Consider the following 17,348-nt stretch of genomic DNA (forward strand, 5'->3'; position numbering starts at 1 on the left):
TTTTTGTTTTATTTCTAAATCCCCGCCAACGCGCTAGAAGAAGAATTTATAATCTGTTTTACCTGTATTTTTAAATCTTCACCTGTATCAAATATCATTTGTTCTTCGGTGGGGAATGGTACCGCACGAAGCTCTAAAAACGGTATTAAACTAGATTCTAATGCTCTTCGATCACCTCGTGATGTGGCGTAAATATGTTCGAATATAAATTCGCTACTTATCGGAAAGGCATCAACTAATTGGTTGTTGCTTAAGTTATAATATTCCACATTTCCTGTAATTTGTGAGGCTTTAAATTGTGTGAATTCATAATACTCGCAACGTACGGTTTTCATACGGTCTATCTTTATGGTATTACCCAAGCTGTCTTTTACAACCTTTCCATCCTGTATTAAATCTTCTTGCCCATCAACAATCTGCTTTTCTTTAATAATTTGGCGTTCTTTTATTTGTTCTGGCGAAATGTCGATATTTCTCAGGTTTACTTTCATGTTATAGTCGTATGTCAACTTTTCTTCAGGAATACTGTGAAATTGTAACCAAAAATTAGTTAAACCATAGCTGCTAAAGTTTAGTAAATCGTTTTCTAAACGTGCTGGAATAATTTTTCCAGAATCGTTAATCATATCAACAAGTACAAAATCTGTCCCTTTTTGGTGTGCTATGTTCATTAACTCCCGCGTGTCTTTATAGTTGGGGTTAATCTCGTCTATCTCTCGCAGTTTATCATAAGCAGCTCTAATATCAAACTTATTTTTAGAGTTTAATAGTGCTTGTGCGTTGTTGTATAATTGTAAAGACGCACTGTTTCTGTAGGTAATAATATCGCTACTATAATCATTAAAATTAAAGCGTATTGCGTTACCATTAACGTAAAGTGGCAATAAGGGTTTAATAATTTCTTGTCGGTTATCTAAACTAGAGTAAGCGTCAAAAATACGTAGATAGCTCTCTGGGTTATTGTCCTTCTTTAAAAAACTAATATTTTCTAAATCGCGAGCATTCGCCTTAGCGTAGGCTTCTTCTAAAAGCATGATAATATTTGCTTTTCCTCTTCGGTCTTTATTTATTTTGAGTTTGCCTATGGCATCATTTATGGCGCGGTCGTAGTTGCCATAGCTAATGGTTTTTTCCATTTGTCGTCTCGTACTGCAAGATAACAGAGTACCAAATACTAATACTGAAAGTAATAATTTTTTCATAGGTTAAAATGTTTTGGTTATTGGTTGTACTTTTCAATAGTTGTGCCAAAATATTGATTAATACTATGAAATGCTAACTAATTGGGTTAAAATACATTAATTTACTATTTATTGAAGGTTTATTCTTTCTTATTTTGATTGTCTTTTATGCTTTGTAGTAATTATTTATAGAAGCACTAACTAAAAATTAAGCACTAGGTTAATACACAAATGCGCATAATCTATCTTTAGTTTTTGCGTAGTACATCATAATATATATTTTAGAATCTGTTACTCAAACTTAAGTGTTTTTTCCTTTTCTATAGAAAAAGAATAATAAAATATAGGTTTCATTAGTAGGTTAATAAATCGGTGTATAACTTGCTTAGTTAATAGATGTATTTTGATGTTTTTAAGTGTTCTATTTGTTATTTTTGCACAATTATTTAACGACAATTTAATTTTATGCAACGCGACGAACAAATTTTTGAATTGATTCAAGCAGAAAAAGAGCGCCAATTACATGGTATAGAACTGATAGCATCAGAAAATTTTGTAAGCGACCAAGTGATGGAAGCAGGGGGTTCTGTACTAACCAACAAATATGCCGAAGGCTATCCCGGAAAGCGTTATTATGGTGGTTGTGAAGTGGTAGATGAAGTAGAAACCATAGCTATAGAACGCGCAAAAACACTCTTTAATGCAGAATATGTTAACGTACAGCCACACTCTGGAAGTCAAGCCAATACTGCAGTGTACCATGCTTGTATAAAACCAGGTGATACTATTTTAGGTTTCGATTTGTCTCACGGTGGGCATTTAACACATGGCTCTCCAGTTAACTTTTCTGGGCGCTTGTACAACCCTGTATTTTACGGTGTTGAAAAAGAAACAGGCGTTTTAAATTATGATAAAATTCAAGAGATTGCTACTAAAGCGCAACCTAAGCTTATTATTGCTGGGGCGTCTGCATATTCAAGAGATATAGATTTTAAGCGTTTTAGAGTTATTGCAGATAGTGTTGGTGCCATTTTACTAGCCGATATTTCGCATCCATCAGGATTAATTGCTAAAGGTATTTTAAACGATCCCTTACCACATTGTCATGTTGTAACAACCACCACACATAAAACCTTAAGAGGTCCAAGAGGTGGTATGATTATGATGGGTAAAGATTTTGAAAACCCATTTGGTATCACATTAAAAAGTGGGAAACTTAGAAAAATGTCGTCTTTGTTAGATTCTGCTGTTTTTCCAGGAAACCAAGGTGGCCCGTTAGAGCATATTATAGCAGCAAAAGCAATTGCGTTTGGCGAAGCTTTAACTGACGATTTTTTACAATACCAATTGCAAGTCAAAAAGAACGCATCAGCTATGGCCGATGCTTTAATAGCTAAAGATTATCATATTATTTCTGGTGGAACAGATAACCACATGATGCTTATCGATCTTAGAAATAAAGACGTTTCTGGTAAAGATGCAGAACAAGCCTTAGTAAAAGCAGATATTACCGCCAATAAAAACATGGTACCGTTTGATGATAAATCGCCATTTGTAACCTCAGGAATTCGTTTAGGTACAGCTGCCATTACCACACGAGGTTGTAAGGAAGACGATATGCGAGCTATAGTAGAGCTTATCGATGAAGTTATCACTAACTACGATAACGAAGCGGTGTTACGTGCCGTAAAAGCTAGAGTAAATGGAATGATGAAAGATAGACCTTTATTTGTGTAACCCACATAAATTGAGATAATTATATAAAAAAATCCTGCCTTGTGTGGGATTTTTTTATGGCGTTACCCTGTCGGGTCAGGCTTTCGGCAGTCGCTCCTCCTACGTCGGGAGCTTCAACAAATGCCTCAATCCTTAACGCACTTATCCGCCAAATTTTTTTATTCAAGGCATAAGTCATGTCTGCAATTATTATTTATAAGACCTCACAGGTTTCGAAACCTGTGAGGTCTTCACGTTACATGGTATTTTATATTCATTCAACTCTACTAAGTCAATCTTCTAAGGCATCATTGTTATCACTCCTGTAAATATTTAGTTAGAACTGTTTCTATCATAACGAGATAAATTTTAAGAATTCTTTTAGGGATTCAAAGTTTCATAAACCCTATATTTAGCTTCAAAAACAACATGCGATTACTTACACTCGGTTTATTATTTGTATTAAGTTTAAATGCAACACTTATGGCGCAAGACACCAAGAAATTACCGTATTACGAAATTCCTGAAGCTGCAGAAACCTACACAGCAGGAACTTCTATATCGAGAATGATTGATGGATTAGGGTTTCGTTATTATTGGGCCACAGAAGGTTTACGACCTGAAGATTTAGCATATAAACCAAGTGCGTCTAGTAGAACGTCTGGTGATACTATAGAGCATTTATTTGGCTTATCTAATTTTATACTTAGTACTGTAATAAAAGATTATAAACCTGTAGACGGCACAGAAATGACTTTTGAGCAAAAGCGTAAACAAACATTATTGAACTACAAAAAAGCATCAGATATTTTAAGAGCTACGGATGATATTTTGGAAATAAACCACAATAAGTTTCCATTTTGGAATGTTATAAATGGTCCAATTGCAGATGCTTTGTGGCATTGTGGGCAGGTTGTAATGTTACGTCGTGCCTCTGGAAACCCATTTAACTCAAAAGTAAGTGTGTTTTCAGGAACGTTGCGAGAGTAACTATAAGTAGCTTAACCACCACTTATCCTTATTATTAGCTTTATATATCATGTATTTTTTACTCGGAACATAGAGTAGGGCAATTACTAAAAGCCAAACCGTATATACAGTGAATAAAGAATATCCATAGTCTGATAGTTTAGCATTCATAAACACATCTTTAGTTAAAATCATATGTTCCCAATTACCACCAAATAGTATAATACCAACTATAGCTAAAACATGTATTAATAAAATATGTAAGAAATAATAGAATAAAGGTACGCGTCCAAAGACTAATAGAAAGTCTGTTACTTTATTTTTTATATTTTCAATAGCATATAAAAATAGAAGCGCTGGCCCCATGGTAATCAATATATAGCTTAAAGATGGCGGATATTTGGTGACTTTAAAAAATGATAATACGGTTTTAGTTGCGGTGTCTTGCGTTGTCCACGGTACTAAATCCCCATAAATATTGATACCTCTTACTACAAAAAATAGTATTATAGATGTAATACCTATAGACAGTAAATACGTTTTTCTTTTTTCTAAACTAAAATCCTTACTATAAAGTTTGCCAAAACAATATCCAAGAGTAATGAGTCCAAACCAAGGAATAATTGGGTATGCAAATGCTACCATCTTGTCATCTAGCAAGATAAACTGTTGTTGATGCAATATATACCAAATTATAGATGTAAAGCTGCTACCTTCAACAGTGATGCCGTCTAGTAGATTATGACCAGCAACTAAAGCTATACCTATTATTAATAGTGCTTTAATTGGTATATAAATTGCAAATGAAAGTAGTATCATACACAAGCCAATAGCCCAAATAACTTGCAGAATTATAAAACTATAAGTAATGTCAAACTTCCAAAGGAAATTATTAACAACGATAGCTAGAAATATTAACCAAAACCCTCTAGTTACTAAAAATTTAAATACCTGAGCCTTAGTTTTTTTAGCACCATATAAATATGCAGATGTGCCTGCTAAAAAAATAAAAATTGGCGCACAATAATGAGTTATAAATCTTGTAAAAAACACAAAGGGTGTTGTAGTTTCTAAATCTGTTGGGTTTGAGAAAAATGCACCATAATGAAAATAGTCCCTAGTATGGTCTAAAGCCATTAATACCATGACTAAGCCACGTAAAATATCGATAGATTCAATACGACTAGATTTTATTTTCATAATTAAGATGAGATTTCAAAAAACAATTAATATGCTAAAACTATATAAAGCTTTAACATTCAACAAATTTATAGTGCTTTTTACATGTTTTTAGTTCCTAAGATAAATAAGAATTGTAATTTTATAAAAAAATTTAAATTATGAAAACAAAATTACTTTCACTCTTTTTACTAACTATTTTTTTGGGATTTTCTCAAACAGATATCGAGCAATTTCATAGTGTGGATGGATCTCAATTTACAGTAATGTCTGGAACTATAGATCAATCTGCTATGGGAGCTAATGTATCTTGGGATTTTACGAATCTAGTTCCTACCACTCAGGTATTTACTGATACATACACAATAAATGGTACTACATCTACTATTGAAACCTTTGAGGGTGGTACTTTACAAAGCACCATAAATTTGGCAACTAGTAGTATGGGAGAACTTTCTACAACTGGGTTTTTTGCGCAAGATATAACAGCTACATACACTGATAGTGCTATCATTGGTACGTTTCCATTGGCTTTTGGCTATTCAAATACTGATGGATTAGAAGGTAACTTTACGAGTGATGCTGCTAATGGTTCTATTCTTAGTTCAAGCACAATTAATGTAGATGTGGATGCGTGGGGTAATTTAAAAGTAGGCAATTTTGATGGCGAGGTCACCAGACTGCGAATTATCCAAAATCTAGATTTTAATGCTTTTTTTAATTTCCCAGGAACAGTAACGACTTACAATTATTATGATGCAAATACTAATGATTTGGTATTTAGATTTAACAGAGTACAGGTAGATCCACCAATTGGCGATAGTATTGATCAAATTGTATTAGAAAGTTTATCTTCCACTGTATTATCAAATGAAGATAAATTAATCGCAAATTTAGAAATTAATATTATTAGTAATCCTGTTAAGCACCTATTAGAGTTTAAGGCAGAAAGCAGTATTATTATAGAAGGAATTAGCGTTTTTGATATAACAGGTAGAGCTGTATTAAACTTTGAAAATCCAAATAAGCAGATAGATGTCACAACATTAAAATCTGGTATTTATGTTACTGTAATAGAAACTAATAAAGGCAATGTATCTAAGAAGTTTTTAAAATTATAAAAATTTTAAAATACAATGTACTCACAGTTAAAATGTTTTATAAAAAAAGTGTTACTTAATGCGTAACACTTTTTTTTGCTTTTAATGCGTTGAAATTTTCTCTTTTTTAGAAGAAAAATTTACTTCAACTTGGTTATGCATTATATCTTCAAAGCTTTCTCGCTTTCTAATTAAATGTGCTTTATTTTCATACCATAATACTTCGGCAGGTCTATATCTAGAGTTGTAATTACTTGCCATAGAAAAACAATAAGCTCCTGCATTTTTAAAACGCAAAATATCACCTTCGTTAATTTCATTAATACGTCTATTATTACCAAATGTATCAGTTTCACAAATATAACCTACAACAGAGTAGAAGCGTTCGCGACCATTAGGATTAGAAATATTATCTATATCATGATGAGAGCCATAAAACATCGGTCTTATTAAATGATTAAAACCAGAATCTACCTGAGCAAAAACTGTAGAAGTCGTTTGTTTTACAGCGTTTACTTTAGTTAAAAAATGCCCAGACTCACTTACTAAAAACTTACCAGGCTCAAAAGCTAAGGTTAAATCTTTACCATACTCCTTACAAAATGCATTAAATTTAGAAGCTAGTTTTTTCCCTAATTCTTCAATATTAGTTTCAATATCACCTAATTTGTATGGCACTTTAAATCCAGACCCAAAATCTATAAACTCTAAGTTTTTAAAGTTTTTTGCAGTGTCAAATAAAATTTCACTAGCATATAGAAATACATCAATATCTAAAATATCACTTCCAGTATGCATATGAATACCATTAATATTCATTTTGGTATTTTCTACAATACGTAATAAATGTGGTATTTGATGAATAGAAATACCAAATTTAGAATCTATATGCCCTACAGAAATATTGGCATTTCCTCCCGCCATAACATGCGGGTTTATTCTAATACAAACAGGTATATTAGGATGCTTTGTACCAAATTGTTCTAAAATAGATAAGTTATCAATATTTATTTTAACACCTAGTTTTGCGGCTTTTTCTATTTCATCAAGCGCTACGCCATTAGGAGTGTATATAATTTGTTCTGGCTTAAAACCTGCGGCTAATCCTAATTGCACTTCTTGTATAGAAACTGTATCTATACCAGCGCCTAATTTTTTAAATAACTTTAATATCGATAGGTTTGATAATGCCTTAACAGCATAATTCAGCTTTAATTTTTTAACAGATTTAAAAGCAGATGTTAATCTATTATACTGTGATTCAATTTTTTCGCCATCATAAACGTATAAGGGACTTCCAAATTCGTTAGCAATCTTTAATAATTGGGTGTTTTCCATCAGTTTTAAAATAATTTCATGCAAAGATATTTCTTTAGTCTTAAAAACAAATTAATAATCATAAATTATTACAAATTAAACATTTTGTTAATTATATAACAAAAAATCAATTTTTATGTTTTCCAAAATTATCAATACTACGTTAAATATTAGATTTATTACAAGTGATTAATTATTTTTGCTTCACTTTAAATGTAAAAGTTAACTATGAATTTACACGAATATCAAGGAAAAGAATTGTTAAGTAGTTTTGGTGTGCGTATTCAACGCGGAATTGTTGCACAAACTGCAGATGAAGCCGTAAACGCAGCAAAAAAACTAACCGAAGATACAGGCACAGGATGGCATGTTATAAAAGCTCAAGTTCATGCTGGTGGACGCGGTAAAGGTGGTGGTGTTAAACTTGCTAAAAGTTTAGATGACGTTAAAACAATTGCTGGACAAATTATTGGAATGGATTTGGTAACTCCTCAAACTTCTGCTGAAGGAAAGCGTGTACATCAAGTTTTAGTTGCTGAAGATGTGTATTACCCTGGAGATTCAGAACCAGAAGAGTATTATATGTCTGTTTTATTAAATAGAGCTAATGGTACAAATATGATTATGTATTCTACTGAAGGTGGAATGGATATAGAGACAGTTGCTGAAGAAACACCACATTTAATATTTACAGAAGAAATTAACCCTAGTACAGGAATATTACCGTTTCAAGCGCGTAAAGTAGCCTTTAATTTAGGACTATCTGGTGCTGCCTTTAAAGATATGACTAAGTTTGTAACTGCTTTATATACAGCTTATGTAAAGTCTGATTCATCATTATTTGAAATAAATCCGGTTTTAAAAACTAGTGATGATAAAATTATGGCTGTTGATGCTAAAGTGTCTTTAGATGATAATGCATTATTTAGACATAAGGATTTGGCTGCCTTAAGAGATTTAAGAGAAGAAAATCCAATTGAAGTTGAAGCAGGAGAAAAAGGGTTAAATTATGTTGACCTTGATGGGAATGTTGGCTGTATGGTTAACGGTGCTGGTTTAGCTATGGCAACTATGGATTTAATTAAGCAAGCAGGTGGTGAACCAGCTAACTTTTTAGATGTTGGTGGTACTGCAGATGCTGCTAGGGTAGAAGCTGCTTTTAAAATTATTTTAAAAGATCCAGCAGTAAAAGCTATTTTAATTAATATTTTTGGTGGTATTGTACGTTGTGATCGTGTAGCACAAGGTGTTATTGATGCTTATAAAAATATGGGTAATATTAGCGTGCCTATTATTGTAAGACTACAAGGTACTAATGCAGATATAGCAAAAGAGTTAATTGATAATTCTGGGCTTGATGTGTTAAGCGCTACGGAATTTCAAGAAGCAGCTGATAAAGTACAAGCTGTTTTAGCTTAGAAAGCTGAAATATAAATTTAAAAAAAGAGCGATTAATTTATTTATCGCTCTTTTTTTGTGTTCTATTTTCTCCTTTTGGAGTAGATTTTTGTTTTGGAGGTAAAAGACCTCTCATATGAATTACTAATCCATTCAAAAAATTTCTGAGAATTTGATCTCCACATTCCATATATTTTGGGTGATCTTCTCGTCTAAAAAATGCTCCTAATTCACTTTTTGAAATTCTAAAATCTACTAGCTCTAATATTTTTACAATATCATCATCACGTAACTTTAATGCTACTCTTAGTTTTTTTAAAACATCATTGTTTGTCATATCTGTGTGTCTAAATTTTTAACATGCATTTCATCGATAATGTAATATAAGAAATGTGCTTTTAGCGTTTTGCTTGAGTTTTCAAAGATACTTTAATATTTACTATAGAAAACCTTTGTTTTTTCTTTTTTAACCCTAATTAAATATCTGTATATCAGTAGATTAATGATTATATTTTTTATTTATTGAAATTATCGATTAAATGTTGATGTGCATTTATTTTAGACTAAAAAAAAATACCATTGATAAACATGATAAAATAGCCGACTAATAACATTCTACTTTTCGACAAGAGGTATTATATCTACGATTAGTAAAAAACCTTTATGTGTAAATTTAAATTAATCTAAAATTACCCTCAAAACATGATTAATAGAGTAGAAAAACTAAGTCTTTTATCAGAAATGATTGCCTTTGCGCAATATGATAAGGATATACAAAATATAGAATATAATTTTTTGCTAGGTGTCGCTAAACAATTAGATATTTCTCGTGAAGATTTCGATTATTTAATTAATCACCCCATAAATTATACACACCTAAAATCTCATAGTGAGCGAATTGTGCAGTTTCATAGGTTAGTACTTTTGATGAACATTGAACAAGAGCATGGAAATAATTCGGCATCAGCTGGTGTAATTAAACTTTATAATTTTGGATTAAGAATGGGATTAAGTCACGAATCTATATCAAAAGTATTGTATTTAATGGAAAGTTTTCCTAACAAAATAGTACCACCAGATGTTTTAATAGATATTTTTAAAACACAGTATAACTAAAATATAGTAATGGATACGTTTATAATAGGCTTTATATAAAAGCTAAAAGTTTAAACTTTTAGCTTTTCTAATTTATCTTGATAGTTTGTTATTTCGTCTCTTAATTTTGCAGCGATAATAAAATCTAATTGTTTTGCCGCCGCTTCCATTAGTTTACGCTTTTCTCTAATTTTCTTTTCTAGCTCAGGTTTAGTTAAATACTCACTTTCAGGTTCTGCGGCTCTTGCAGCCTCTAACTCATAACTATACGTGCTCACTGAATTTTTAGATAATACATTGTCTAGGCTTTTGTTTAAAGCTCTAGGTTTTAAATTATGTTTGGTATTATACGCTATTTGTTTTTCGCGCCTATATTCGGTTTCATCAATGGTTTTTTGCATGCTGTTGGTAATTTTATCGGCATACATAATAGCCTTACCATTTAAGTTTCTAGCAGCTCTACCAACAGTTTGTGTTAACGAGCGGTTAGAGCGTAAAAAGCCTTCCTTATCAGCATCTAAAATGGCTACTAATGATACTTCGGGTAGGTCTAAGCCTTCTCTTAATAGATTAACACCAACTAAAACATCAAATAAACCCTTACGTAAATCCTGCATTATTTCAACACGCTCTAAAGTGTCTACATCACTATGTATATAACGACAACGAATTTGAATTCTATCCAAATATTTAGTGAGTTCTTCCGCCATACGTTTTGTCAAAGTAGTAACTAGTGTGCGTTCATCTTTTTCTACACGAACCTGTATTTCCTCAATTAAATCATCTATTTGGTTTAAACTAGGGCGCACTTCTATAATTGGGTCTAATAATCCTGTGGGGCGAATAACCTGTTCTACATAAACGCCATCTGTTTTTTGCAATTCATAATCCGCAGGTGTAGCACTCACATAAATGACTTGATTTTGTAGGGCTTCAAACTCTTCAAATTTTAAAGGACGGTTATCCATAGCAGCTGGTAATCTAAACCCATATTCTACCAAATTTTCTTTTCTACTTCGGTCTCCTCCGTACATGGCATGTACTTGCGAAATGGTAACATGGCTTTCATCCACAACCATTAAATAATCATCTGGAAAATAATCTAATAAACAAAAAGGTCTTGTTCCTGGTAATCTCCCATCTAGATATCTAGAATAATTTTCAATACCAGAGCAATACCCTAATTCTCTAATCATTTCTAAATCAAATTCCGTGCGTTCCTTTAAGCGTTTTGCTTCTAAGTGTTTACCAATGTCTTTAAAATAATCGTGCTGTTTTACTAAATCGTCTTGAATTTCTTTAATGGCACCTTGTAAAACTTCAGGAGAAGTTACAAACATATTAGCAGGATAAATATTTAGCCTATCATATTTTTCAACAATTTCGTTAGTTTGAATATCAAAAGACTCTATATCTTCAATTTCATCCCCAAAAAAGTGAATTCTAAAGGCATCGTCTGCATAACTAGGAAAAATATCAACTGTATCTCCTTTTATTCTAAAATTACCATGTTTAAAATCTGCTTCTGTTCTAGAGTATAAACTTTGCACTAATTGATGTAATAATTTAGTTCTAGAAATTACTTGATCTCTTTCTAAAGTAATTACATTTTTTTGAAATTCTATAGGGTTACCTATACCATAAAGACAAGATACAGAGGCTACTACTAATACATCTCTTCTACCCGAAAGTAATGATGATGTAGTGCTTAAACGCATTTTTTCTATTTCTTCATTAATAGATAAATCTTTTTCTATGTAAACACCAGAAACAGGAATGTAAGCTTCAGGTTGGTAATAATCATAATAGGAAACAAAATACTCTATGGCATTCTCTGGGAAAAATTGCTTAAATTCTGAATATAATTGCGCTGCAAGTGTTTTGTTGTGTGCTAAAACTAGAGTAGGGCGTTGTACCTCCTCAATAACATTAGCTACAGTAAATGTTTTACCAGAACCTGTTACACCTAATAGCGTTTGGTATTTTTCTTCTGAAATAATACCATCTTTAAGTTGTTTAATAGCTGCTGGTTGATCTCCAGTTGGACTAAATTCTGATTCAATTTTGAATTTCATTTAGCAAAATTACGTAAAATATGTGGTTATCTTTTTAAGGTAAAATTCCCCATAAATGTTCTGCCGTCTTGAAGGTTTACCTTAAACCAATAATCATCAGTTGGCATAAGTTGTCCATTAAATGTGCCATCCCAACCTCTTGAACTTGGTGATATTTGTTTTATGAGTTTCCCATACCTATCAAAAATATAAATAATAGTATTTGGTTGCGTATTTTCGTTTATACCTTGAATTTGCCAATAATCGTTAATACCATCTGCATTTGGTGTAAAAAACTTTCTACTTCCAACAACTGAGATAGGTATTTCTGTAATCCCACAAATGCTTTCTCTGGCAAATAATGTGTAAAAACCAGCTCTAACATTCGTAAAAACAGGCTCAGTTTGATAATCTATAAAATTAGAGCCTTCTTCTTCCAATGCAAACTCATAAGTACCACGACCTATATTACTAATATCTACAGTAACGGTGTTGTTATCTGAAATGTCTGCCACAGTAATATCATCTAAAGTAATGTTTGCAGCTTCTGAGGATTCAACATTAATCTCTTTAGTTGTAAAACAGCCTGTGCCATCGGTTTTAGTTAATGTTATCGTATAAGTGCCTGGTGTAGATACATTTTCTAAAACGGCATTTGTAGAGATTATGTTACCTTCAAAAACCCACTCATACGTAAATATTTCGCTTGAATTTACTTCTAGAGGTTCTAAACTAATATTAAATGTAGGATCTGAAGAACATACTATTCTTGGGCTTTCTACTTCAAATTCTGGTATAGGGTTTACAACAAATTCAACTGAAGTTGTTACAGAACATAAAGGGTTAATTGGGTTAAAAACTTCTATTGAAATTGTTTGATTACCTGAAAGAAATGGATCAGGTAATGTTGAATTATTTGTTATTGAAGATCCGTTCTCATCTATATAATTGTAAACGATTTCCATATTGGTTTGATTTCCTAGTATTGTACTAGCAAATGTTGTGGTAACAAACGGGAAAAATCCATCATCATCAATATCACTAGCACTTCCATCACATTCTATTTGTGTTGGGATAGCACTTGCTATTATAGGTTGTTGGTCTATAGTAAAATTAATTGTGGTTTCATCAAAACAAGCACCATCGGGGTCTTGGGTATTATTATTGGTAACCCTAACCACTATATTTTGATTTTCAGTTAAAAAACTGGGCTGAATTGGGCTGGTAACTTGTGTGCCATCTTGATATAACAGCGGATCTCCTGTTTCGGTAAAATAGGTGATAGTTACATCAGCTGGGTTTTGTCCATTTAATATATCAGCCTCTAATTGTGAAGTATCGAAGGGAAAATTTAAAATTGTATCCGTCGTATCAATATCACATGCTCTATCAAAAATAACAGGATTTGCCATAGGCAATGCTTCAACGTTTAAAATATTAGTTAGTTCTTTTAAACCTAAACAATCGTTTCCTAAATTACTTTTTACCCTCACCCAAATGGTTTGTACATTTGGTGAGTTACTATTTTCATGATTAGCAATATCTGCTATTTCGTTATTTTCTAATTCTGCATCTGCAATAGTTTCATAAAAATGCACAGTAACTGCAACTGTGTTAAAAACATTGGTTTCTATAGCGTCTCGTATTGCTGTCATATCAAAAATAGAGATACCATCACGATCATCAGTTCCATCATCACATTGAAACAATGGTTGCGGATTAAATGTTGTTAATGCAGCACTACTTGGATTTACCTGTAATGTTAATGGTACAATGCTTCGGCAGCCATTAGTGTCTTCTACTCTTACCCAAACCGTTTCGGGTGTAAAGCCTAAAGCATCTTGGTAGGCTTCAGGAGTGCTAATAGGATTAGTATTATCGATAGCCTCTACTTCAGTTTCGAAATAGGTAAAAACTAAATTTTCTGCTACAAAATTGGGGTTTATTTCAGATTTAATCTCATCTAAAGTTAAATTGAAAAAGGATTGCCCGTCGTTACTATCATCATCACATTGTTCGTATGTACTTGGGTTATTTGCTACAGGTATAGGATTAACTTCTAAAAGTGCAGCATCAGAATACAAACCACAACTATTACCACTTCTATCTAATTTTACGCGATATTGAAAATTATTAAATGTAGTTTGAATATCAGTTATTGTTAATTCATCTGTTTGAGCGCCAGAATAGGTAGTATCGTCAGTAATAATTGTCCAAGTAGTGGCACCATCTGTACTAAGTTCCCATTGAAAAACCTCAGCTTCTGCGGATACTATTGTAAAAGTATCTGTTGATGCTTCGCAAGCCTCTAGATTTAATGGTTGTTGCGAAATTGTAATAGGGCTAAATGTTAAATAATCAGCATCTGGTACCGTATACCCATCTGTGGCATTAGTAACTAAACCTTGGCCTGTAGTAGCATCAGCAACTATATCTACTATTACTGCTGCGTCTCCTAGGTATGTATCCATATTTCCATCAGAAAAACCAGCTTCAATAACATCTGTACACTCATCGCCATCGCTATCTTCGTCTATATAACTATACACACCATCAATATCTAAATCATTTAAAGTATATCCTAAACTATTACTATCTGGTGTAGTTTCGGCAGCATTTATCCAACCATTAATTCCAAAATTTGGACCATCAACAATACCATTTAAATCGGTGTCTGAAAGTAATCCTAGTTCTCCCGTTTCAATTAAATCAGTTATACCATCGTTATCACTATCTAAATCATAAAAATCGGGTACAGTATCATTATCTGTATCGTTAGGTACTGCATTAGTATCATAAATATCGTCTAAACCATCATTGTTTGCGTCTACACCTGATAATGCAATTAAGTTACCAGTACTTTCAATAAAATCTGGGATACCGTCATTGTCGCTATCTAAATCAAATTCATCTTTAATACCATCAAAGTCATTATCTTGTTTAAAACAGGTTAATGAGATATTTCCATTAAAAGTTGACGTTTCAGAGGTGTTTTCTACAATATGAGTAAATGAAAACCCATCAACTTGATTTGCAAAAAATTGATAAGGTGTTGTTCCATTAGGAGATGGATTGAATTGAAAACGTATTTCAGAACCAGAAATTATTGTAACTCCAGTTTCAAAAATGCCATCAAAATTTGAATCTACGAGTAATCTACCATCAGGATCTACTAGTGTAATATTTTTGTTTACGGGTAAAATACTAGCAATAAAAAATTCACCATCAATACTGGTATGCGGAGGTGTAGTAGTATCTTCTGAGAATTTAACATTTACAGGTTCTGAAAATGAAATAGTATAATCATTATCAGCATTAGTATCTTGGGGTATCTCGCTTATTATATTACCAGTTGCGGTTAAGTTTAAGGTACTTGTATCAGGACCGGCACGGTTTATTGTGATATTATCGGTTGCAATAGTTGTGTTTACTGTTCCGTCTTGAAATATTAATCTAGGTGGTCTTGTATTTGACATATCTATAACAACATCGCCTCTAGATTCTGTACAATTTAAAATACCGTCATTATCATTATCAATATCAATATTATCAATGATACCGTCATTATCTCTATCATCTGGACAAATACTTACCGGGATTTCAATAGATTCTAGTTCTTCGCCAGTACAGGTTATAATACCAATTAATTTATAGGTTCCAGGTATATTAGGAGTTATGCTTGAATTGGTTTCCATAAGATCTATAAATCCAGATCCTGAGCCATCGTCAAAAAGCCATCTAAAATTATCGAAATTTTGAGCATTAGCAGCTTCTAATGTTACATTAGGGATACAGTTACCTAATGCTTCGAATTCAGCTTCAAAATTAATTTCTGGCGGCGATGGAAATCCTGAATAAAAACTTCCAGAAGTAGCAGCACCACTATAGTTAAAGTAAGCACAGTATAATTCGTCATCACTTTCAACCGTAATATTACCATTTATACCTTGTATTTTATAGGTGATATATTCTGGCTTACCAGTTACGTTAGCAGCTGTACCTAAATTAATGTTACCAGTTGTAGAAGAAGTAACTGTAACATTGGCTGTACTTCTACTAACTATGGTAATGCCACCTTGATAGGTAGATGGTCCTATGTTATTAATATTAGCAATATTGTCTAGATTACCTCTAGTTTCGCAACTAAGCGGTGGTACAAAAAACATGCCTTGGTTGGCTTCTGAAGGATTACCACCATTGTTTAAACCACCAACACCTTGATACGCAAAAACAGGTTGTGAGGTTTCTACATACATATTACCACTATTACTATAATTATTACCTTCTATAACAAAATAGTCTCCTTCGTTTATTGTAATGCCTGTAGCATTCCCGTTAATATTGATTGTAGTGTTATTTGTATGTGCAACAATTAAGACGTTTTCCCAATCATTAGTACCATCTCCTCTAACAAAAATATATTCTGTACCAATTTTACTTTCTCCCACAATTTGGTCAATGCCATAGTCTCTAGCACCACCACCACCAAAACTTCCGTTAGCAGAACCACAGTTTACTACAATTGGTTTATCTGAATTTACGAGACAACCTATTAGACCATCAGTATTTACGCTAGTATCATTACTATTAATAGCTAAAACGTAACTTTCGCCCTCATCTAATGTTATATTTACTGGTATTGGTCCTGTATAGTTTTGTATGATAATACCATTAGGAAGATCACTAAAACTTACCTGAGTATCATCTTCTGTAGCCATTACAGAAACAAAATTTAAGTAGTTGTCTTGTGGATTTTCGTTAGTATAACTGCCTATTCTAAATGTTGTGTCTGGCGCAGATAACCCTTTGCTAACTAATGCTCCAGCTTGTGATCCTGCATTCATTCTAACTGATACGTAAATTACATCTTCAGATTCTATAATGTAACCTTTATTGGCACTTACAACACTAGATGAAGGGGATGGAATAAATAGTTGTGTGTTGCCACCGCTACCTATTGATATTTCTACAGGATTAGTATTGCTAACAACACCTGTTATATAGTTAGCTTCTGGTTGTCCTACTGGTTTTATTGTATAAGGAACATCAGATGTTCTTGGTGTTGATAGGTAGATGTATTGATCCTGAGGCGTTGAACTTCCTGAATTAGCGTACGTTAATGGTGGTATATAATGCCTTTTACTTAATTGAGAAAAGCCTTTATAGCTTATTAAAATAATTAAGAATATGAGTAACTTTTTTAGTAGACGACTATTAATCATTAAAATATGTACTGTAGATTTATGAACAAAACCTAAATATATGTTATTTAAGTCTTTTAGACTTAAAAAAACGCTTAAGGTTTAACTTTTAGTGTTGAAAACTAAAATTATTTTAAA

At 32.5% G+C, this 17,348-nt stretch carries 11 protein-coding genes; 5 read left to right on the forward strand and 6 right to left on the reverse strand.

Annotated features, from left to right (window positions below; all coding sequences use genetic code 11):
- Positions 1-14: 14 nt before the first annotated feature.
- Positions 15-1,202: a hypothetical protein gene (locus ACKGJY_RS09790; protein WP_413973700.1), complete on the reverse strand. Its 1,188-nt coding sequence runs from the start codon at positions 1,200-1,202 to the stop codon at positions 15-17.
- Between the two features lie 444 nt (positions 1,203-1,646).
- Here ACKGJY_RS09790 and glyA point away from each other — a divergent pair, with 444 nt between their 5' ends.
- Entirely contained in the window at positions 1,647-2,918 is a 1,272-nt protein-coding gene (glyA, locus tag ACKGJY_RS09795; RefSeq protein WP_413973701.1) for a serine hydroxymethyltransferase, read from the forward strand.
- Between the two features lie 408 nt (positions 2,919-3,326).
- Positions 3,327-3,887, forward strand: a complete 561-nt coding sequence (locus ACKGJY_RS09800; protein WP_413973702.1) for a hypothetical protein — start codon at positions 3,327-3,329, stop codon at positions 3,885-3,887.
- On the opposite strand, the gene ACKGJY_RS09805 is transcribed toward ACKGJY_RS09800, so the two are convergent.
- Positions 3,888-5,066, reverse strand: a complete 1,179-nt coding sequence (locus ACKGJY_RS09805; RefSeq protein WP_413973703.1) for a DUF1624 domain-containing protein — start codon at positions 5,064-5,066, stop codon at positions 3,888-3,890.
- Between the two features lie 140 nt (positions 5,067-5,206).
- Here ACKGJY_RS09805 and ACKGJY_RS09810 point away from each other — a divergent pair, with 140 nt between their 5' ends.
- Positions 5,207-6,166, forward strand: coding sequence for a T9SS type A sorting domain-containing protein (locus tag ACKGJY_RS09810; protein WP_413973704.1), 960 nt, complete (start codon positions 5,207-5,209; stop codon positions 6,164-6,166).
- An 81-nt stretch (positions 6,167-6,247) separates the two neighbouring features.
- Here ACKGJY_RS09810 and lysA read toward each other — a convergent pair whose 3' ends face one another.
- Positions 6,248-7,483: a diaminopimelate decarboxylase gene (lysA, locus tag ACKGJY_RS09815; RefSeq protein ID WP_413973705.1), complete on the reverse strand. Its 1,236-nt coding sequence runs from the start codon at positions 7,481-7,483 to the stop codon at positions 6,248-6,250.
- Between the two features lie 207 nt (positions 7,484-7,690).
- Between lysA and sucC the strand changes: the two genes are divergently transcribed.
- Positions 7,691-8,881: an ADP-forming succinate--CoA ligase subunit beta gene (gene sucC, locus ACKGJY_RS09820; protein ID WP_413973706.1), complete on the forward strand. Its 1,191-nt coding sequence runs from the start codon at positions 7,691-7,693 to the stop codon at positions 8,879-8,881.
- 37 nt (positions 8,882-8,918) lie between these two features.
- Here the strand turns inward: sucC and ACKGJY_RS09825 are convergent, their stop codons facing one another.
- Entirely contained in the window at positions 8,919-9,197 is a 279-nt protein-coding gene (locus tag ACKGJY_RS09825; protein WP_413973707.1) for a DUF1456 family protein, read from the reverse strand.
- 365 nt (positions 9,198-9,562) lie between these two features.
- Between ACKGJY_RS09825 and ACKGJY_RS09830 the strand changes: the two genes are divergently transcribed.
- The gene (locus ACKGJY_RS09830; RefSeq protein ID WP_413973708.1) at positions 9,563-9,976 is read left to right on the forward strand and encodes a TerB family tellurite resistance protein; all 414 of its coding nucleotides are present in this window, start codon (positions 9,563-9,565) and stop codon (positions 9,974-9,976) included.
- 50 nt (positions 9,977-10,026) lie between these two features.
- Here the strand turns inward: ACKGJY_RS09830 and uvrB are convergent, their stop codons facing one another.
- Both uvrB and ACKGJY_RS09840 read right to left on the reverse strand, forming a co-directional pair.
- Positions 10,027-12,030: an excinuclease ABC subunit UvrB gene (uvrB, locus tag ACKGJY_RS09835; RefSeq protein ID WP_413973709.1), complete on the reverse strand. Its 2,004-nt coding sequence runs from the start codon at positions 12,028-12,030 to the stop codon at positions 10,027-10,029.
- Positions 12,031-12,056: 26 nt separating this feature from the next.
- Positions 12,057-17,231 (reverse strand): T9SS type B sorting domain-containing protein, encoded by a 5,175-nt coding sequence (locus ACKGJY_RS09840; protein ID WP_413973710.1) that lies wholly within the window; start codon positions 17,229-17,231, stop codon positions 12,057-12,059.
- Positions 17,232-17,348 lie beyond the last annotated feature (117 nt).

This window comes from Hyunsoonleella sp. 2307UL5-6 (assembly GCF_047345485.1).
In the GTDB taxonomy this organism is placed as follows: domain Bacteria; phylum Bacteroidota; class Bacteroidia; order Flavobacteriales; family Flavobacteriaceae; genus Jejuia.

What these genes read in the sequence shown, in the direction of transcription:
- ACKGJY_RS09790 (WP_413973700.1), bottom strand. Translation starts at nt 1,202, where the DNA reads ATGAAAAAATTATTACTTTCAGTATTAGTATTTGGTACTCTGTTATCT.
- glyA (WP_413973701.1), top strand. Translation starts at nt 1,647, where the DNA reads ATGCAACGCGACGAACAAATTTTTGAATTGATTCAAGCAGAAAAAGAG.
- ACKGJY_RS09800 (WP_413973702.1), top strand. Translation starts at nt 3,327, where the DNA reads ATGCGATTACTTACACTCGGTTTATTATTTGTATTAAGTTTAAATGCA.
- ACKGJY_RS09805 (WP_413973703.1), bottom strand. Translation starts at nt 5,066, where the DNA reads ATGAAAATAAAATCTAGTCGTATTGAATCTATCGATATTTTACGTGGC.
- ACKGJY_RS09810 (WP_413973704.1), top strand. Translation starts at nt 5,207, where the DNA reads ATGAAAACAAAATTACTTTCACTCTTTTTACTAACTATTTTTTTGGGA.
- lysA (WP_413973705.1), bottom strand. Translation starts at nt 7,483, where the DNA reads ATGGAAAACACCCAATTATTAAAGATTGCTAACGAATTTGGAAGTCCC.
- sucC (WP_413973706.1), top strand. Translation starts at nt 7,691, where the DNA reads ATGAATTTACACGAATATCAAGGAAAAGAATTGTTAAGTAGTTTTGGT.
- ACKGJY_RS09825 (WP_413973707.1), bottom strand. Translation starts at nt 9,197, where the DNA reads ATGACAAACAATGATGTTTTAAAAAAACTAAGAGTAGCATTAAAGTTA.
- ACKGJY_RS09830 (WP_413973708.1), top strand. Translation starts at nt 9,563, where the DNA reads ATGATTAATAGAGTAGAAAAACTAAGTCTTTTATCAGAAATGATTGCC.
- uvrB (WP_413973709.1), bottom strand. Translation starts at nt 12,030, where the DNA reads ATGAAATTCAAAATTGAATCAGAATTTAGTCCAACTGGAGATCAACCA.
- ACKGJY_RS09840 (WP_413973710.1), bottom strand. Translation starts at nt 17,231, where the DNA reads ATGATTAATAGTCGTCTACTAAAAAAGTTACTCATATTCTTAATTATT.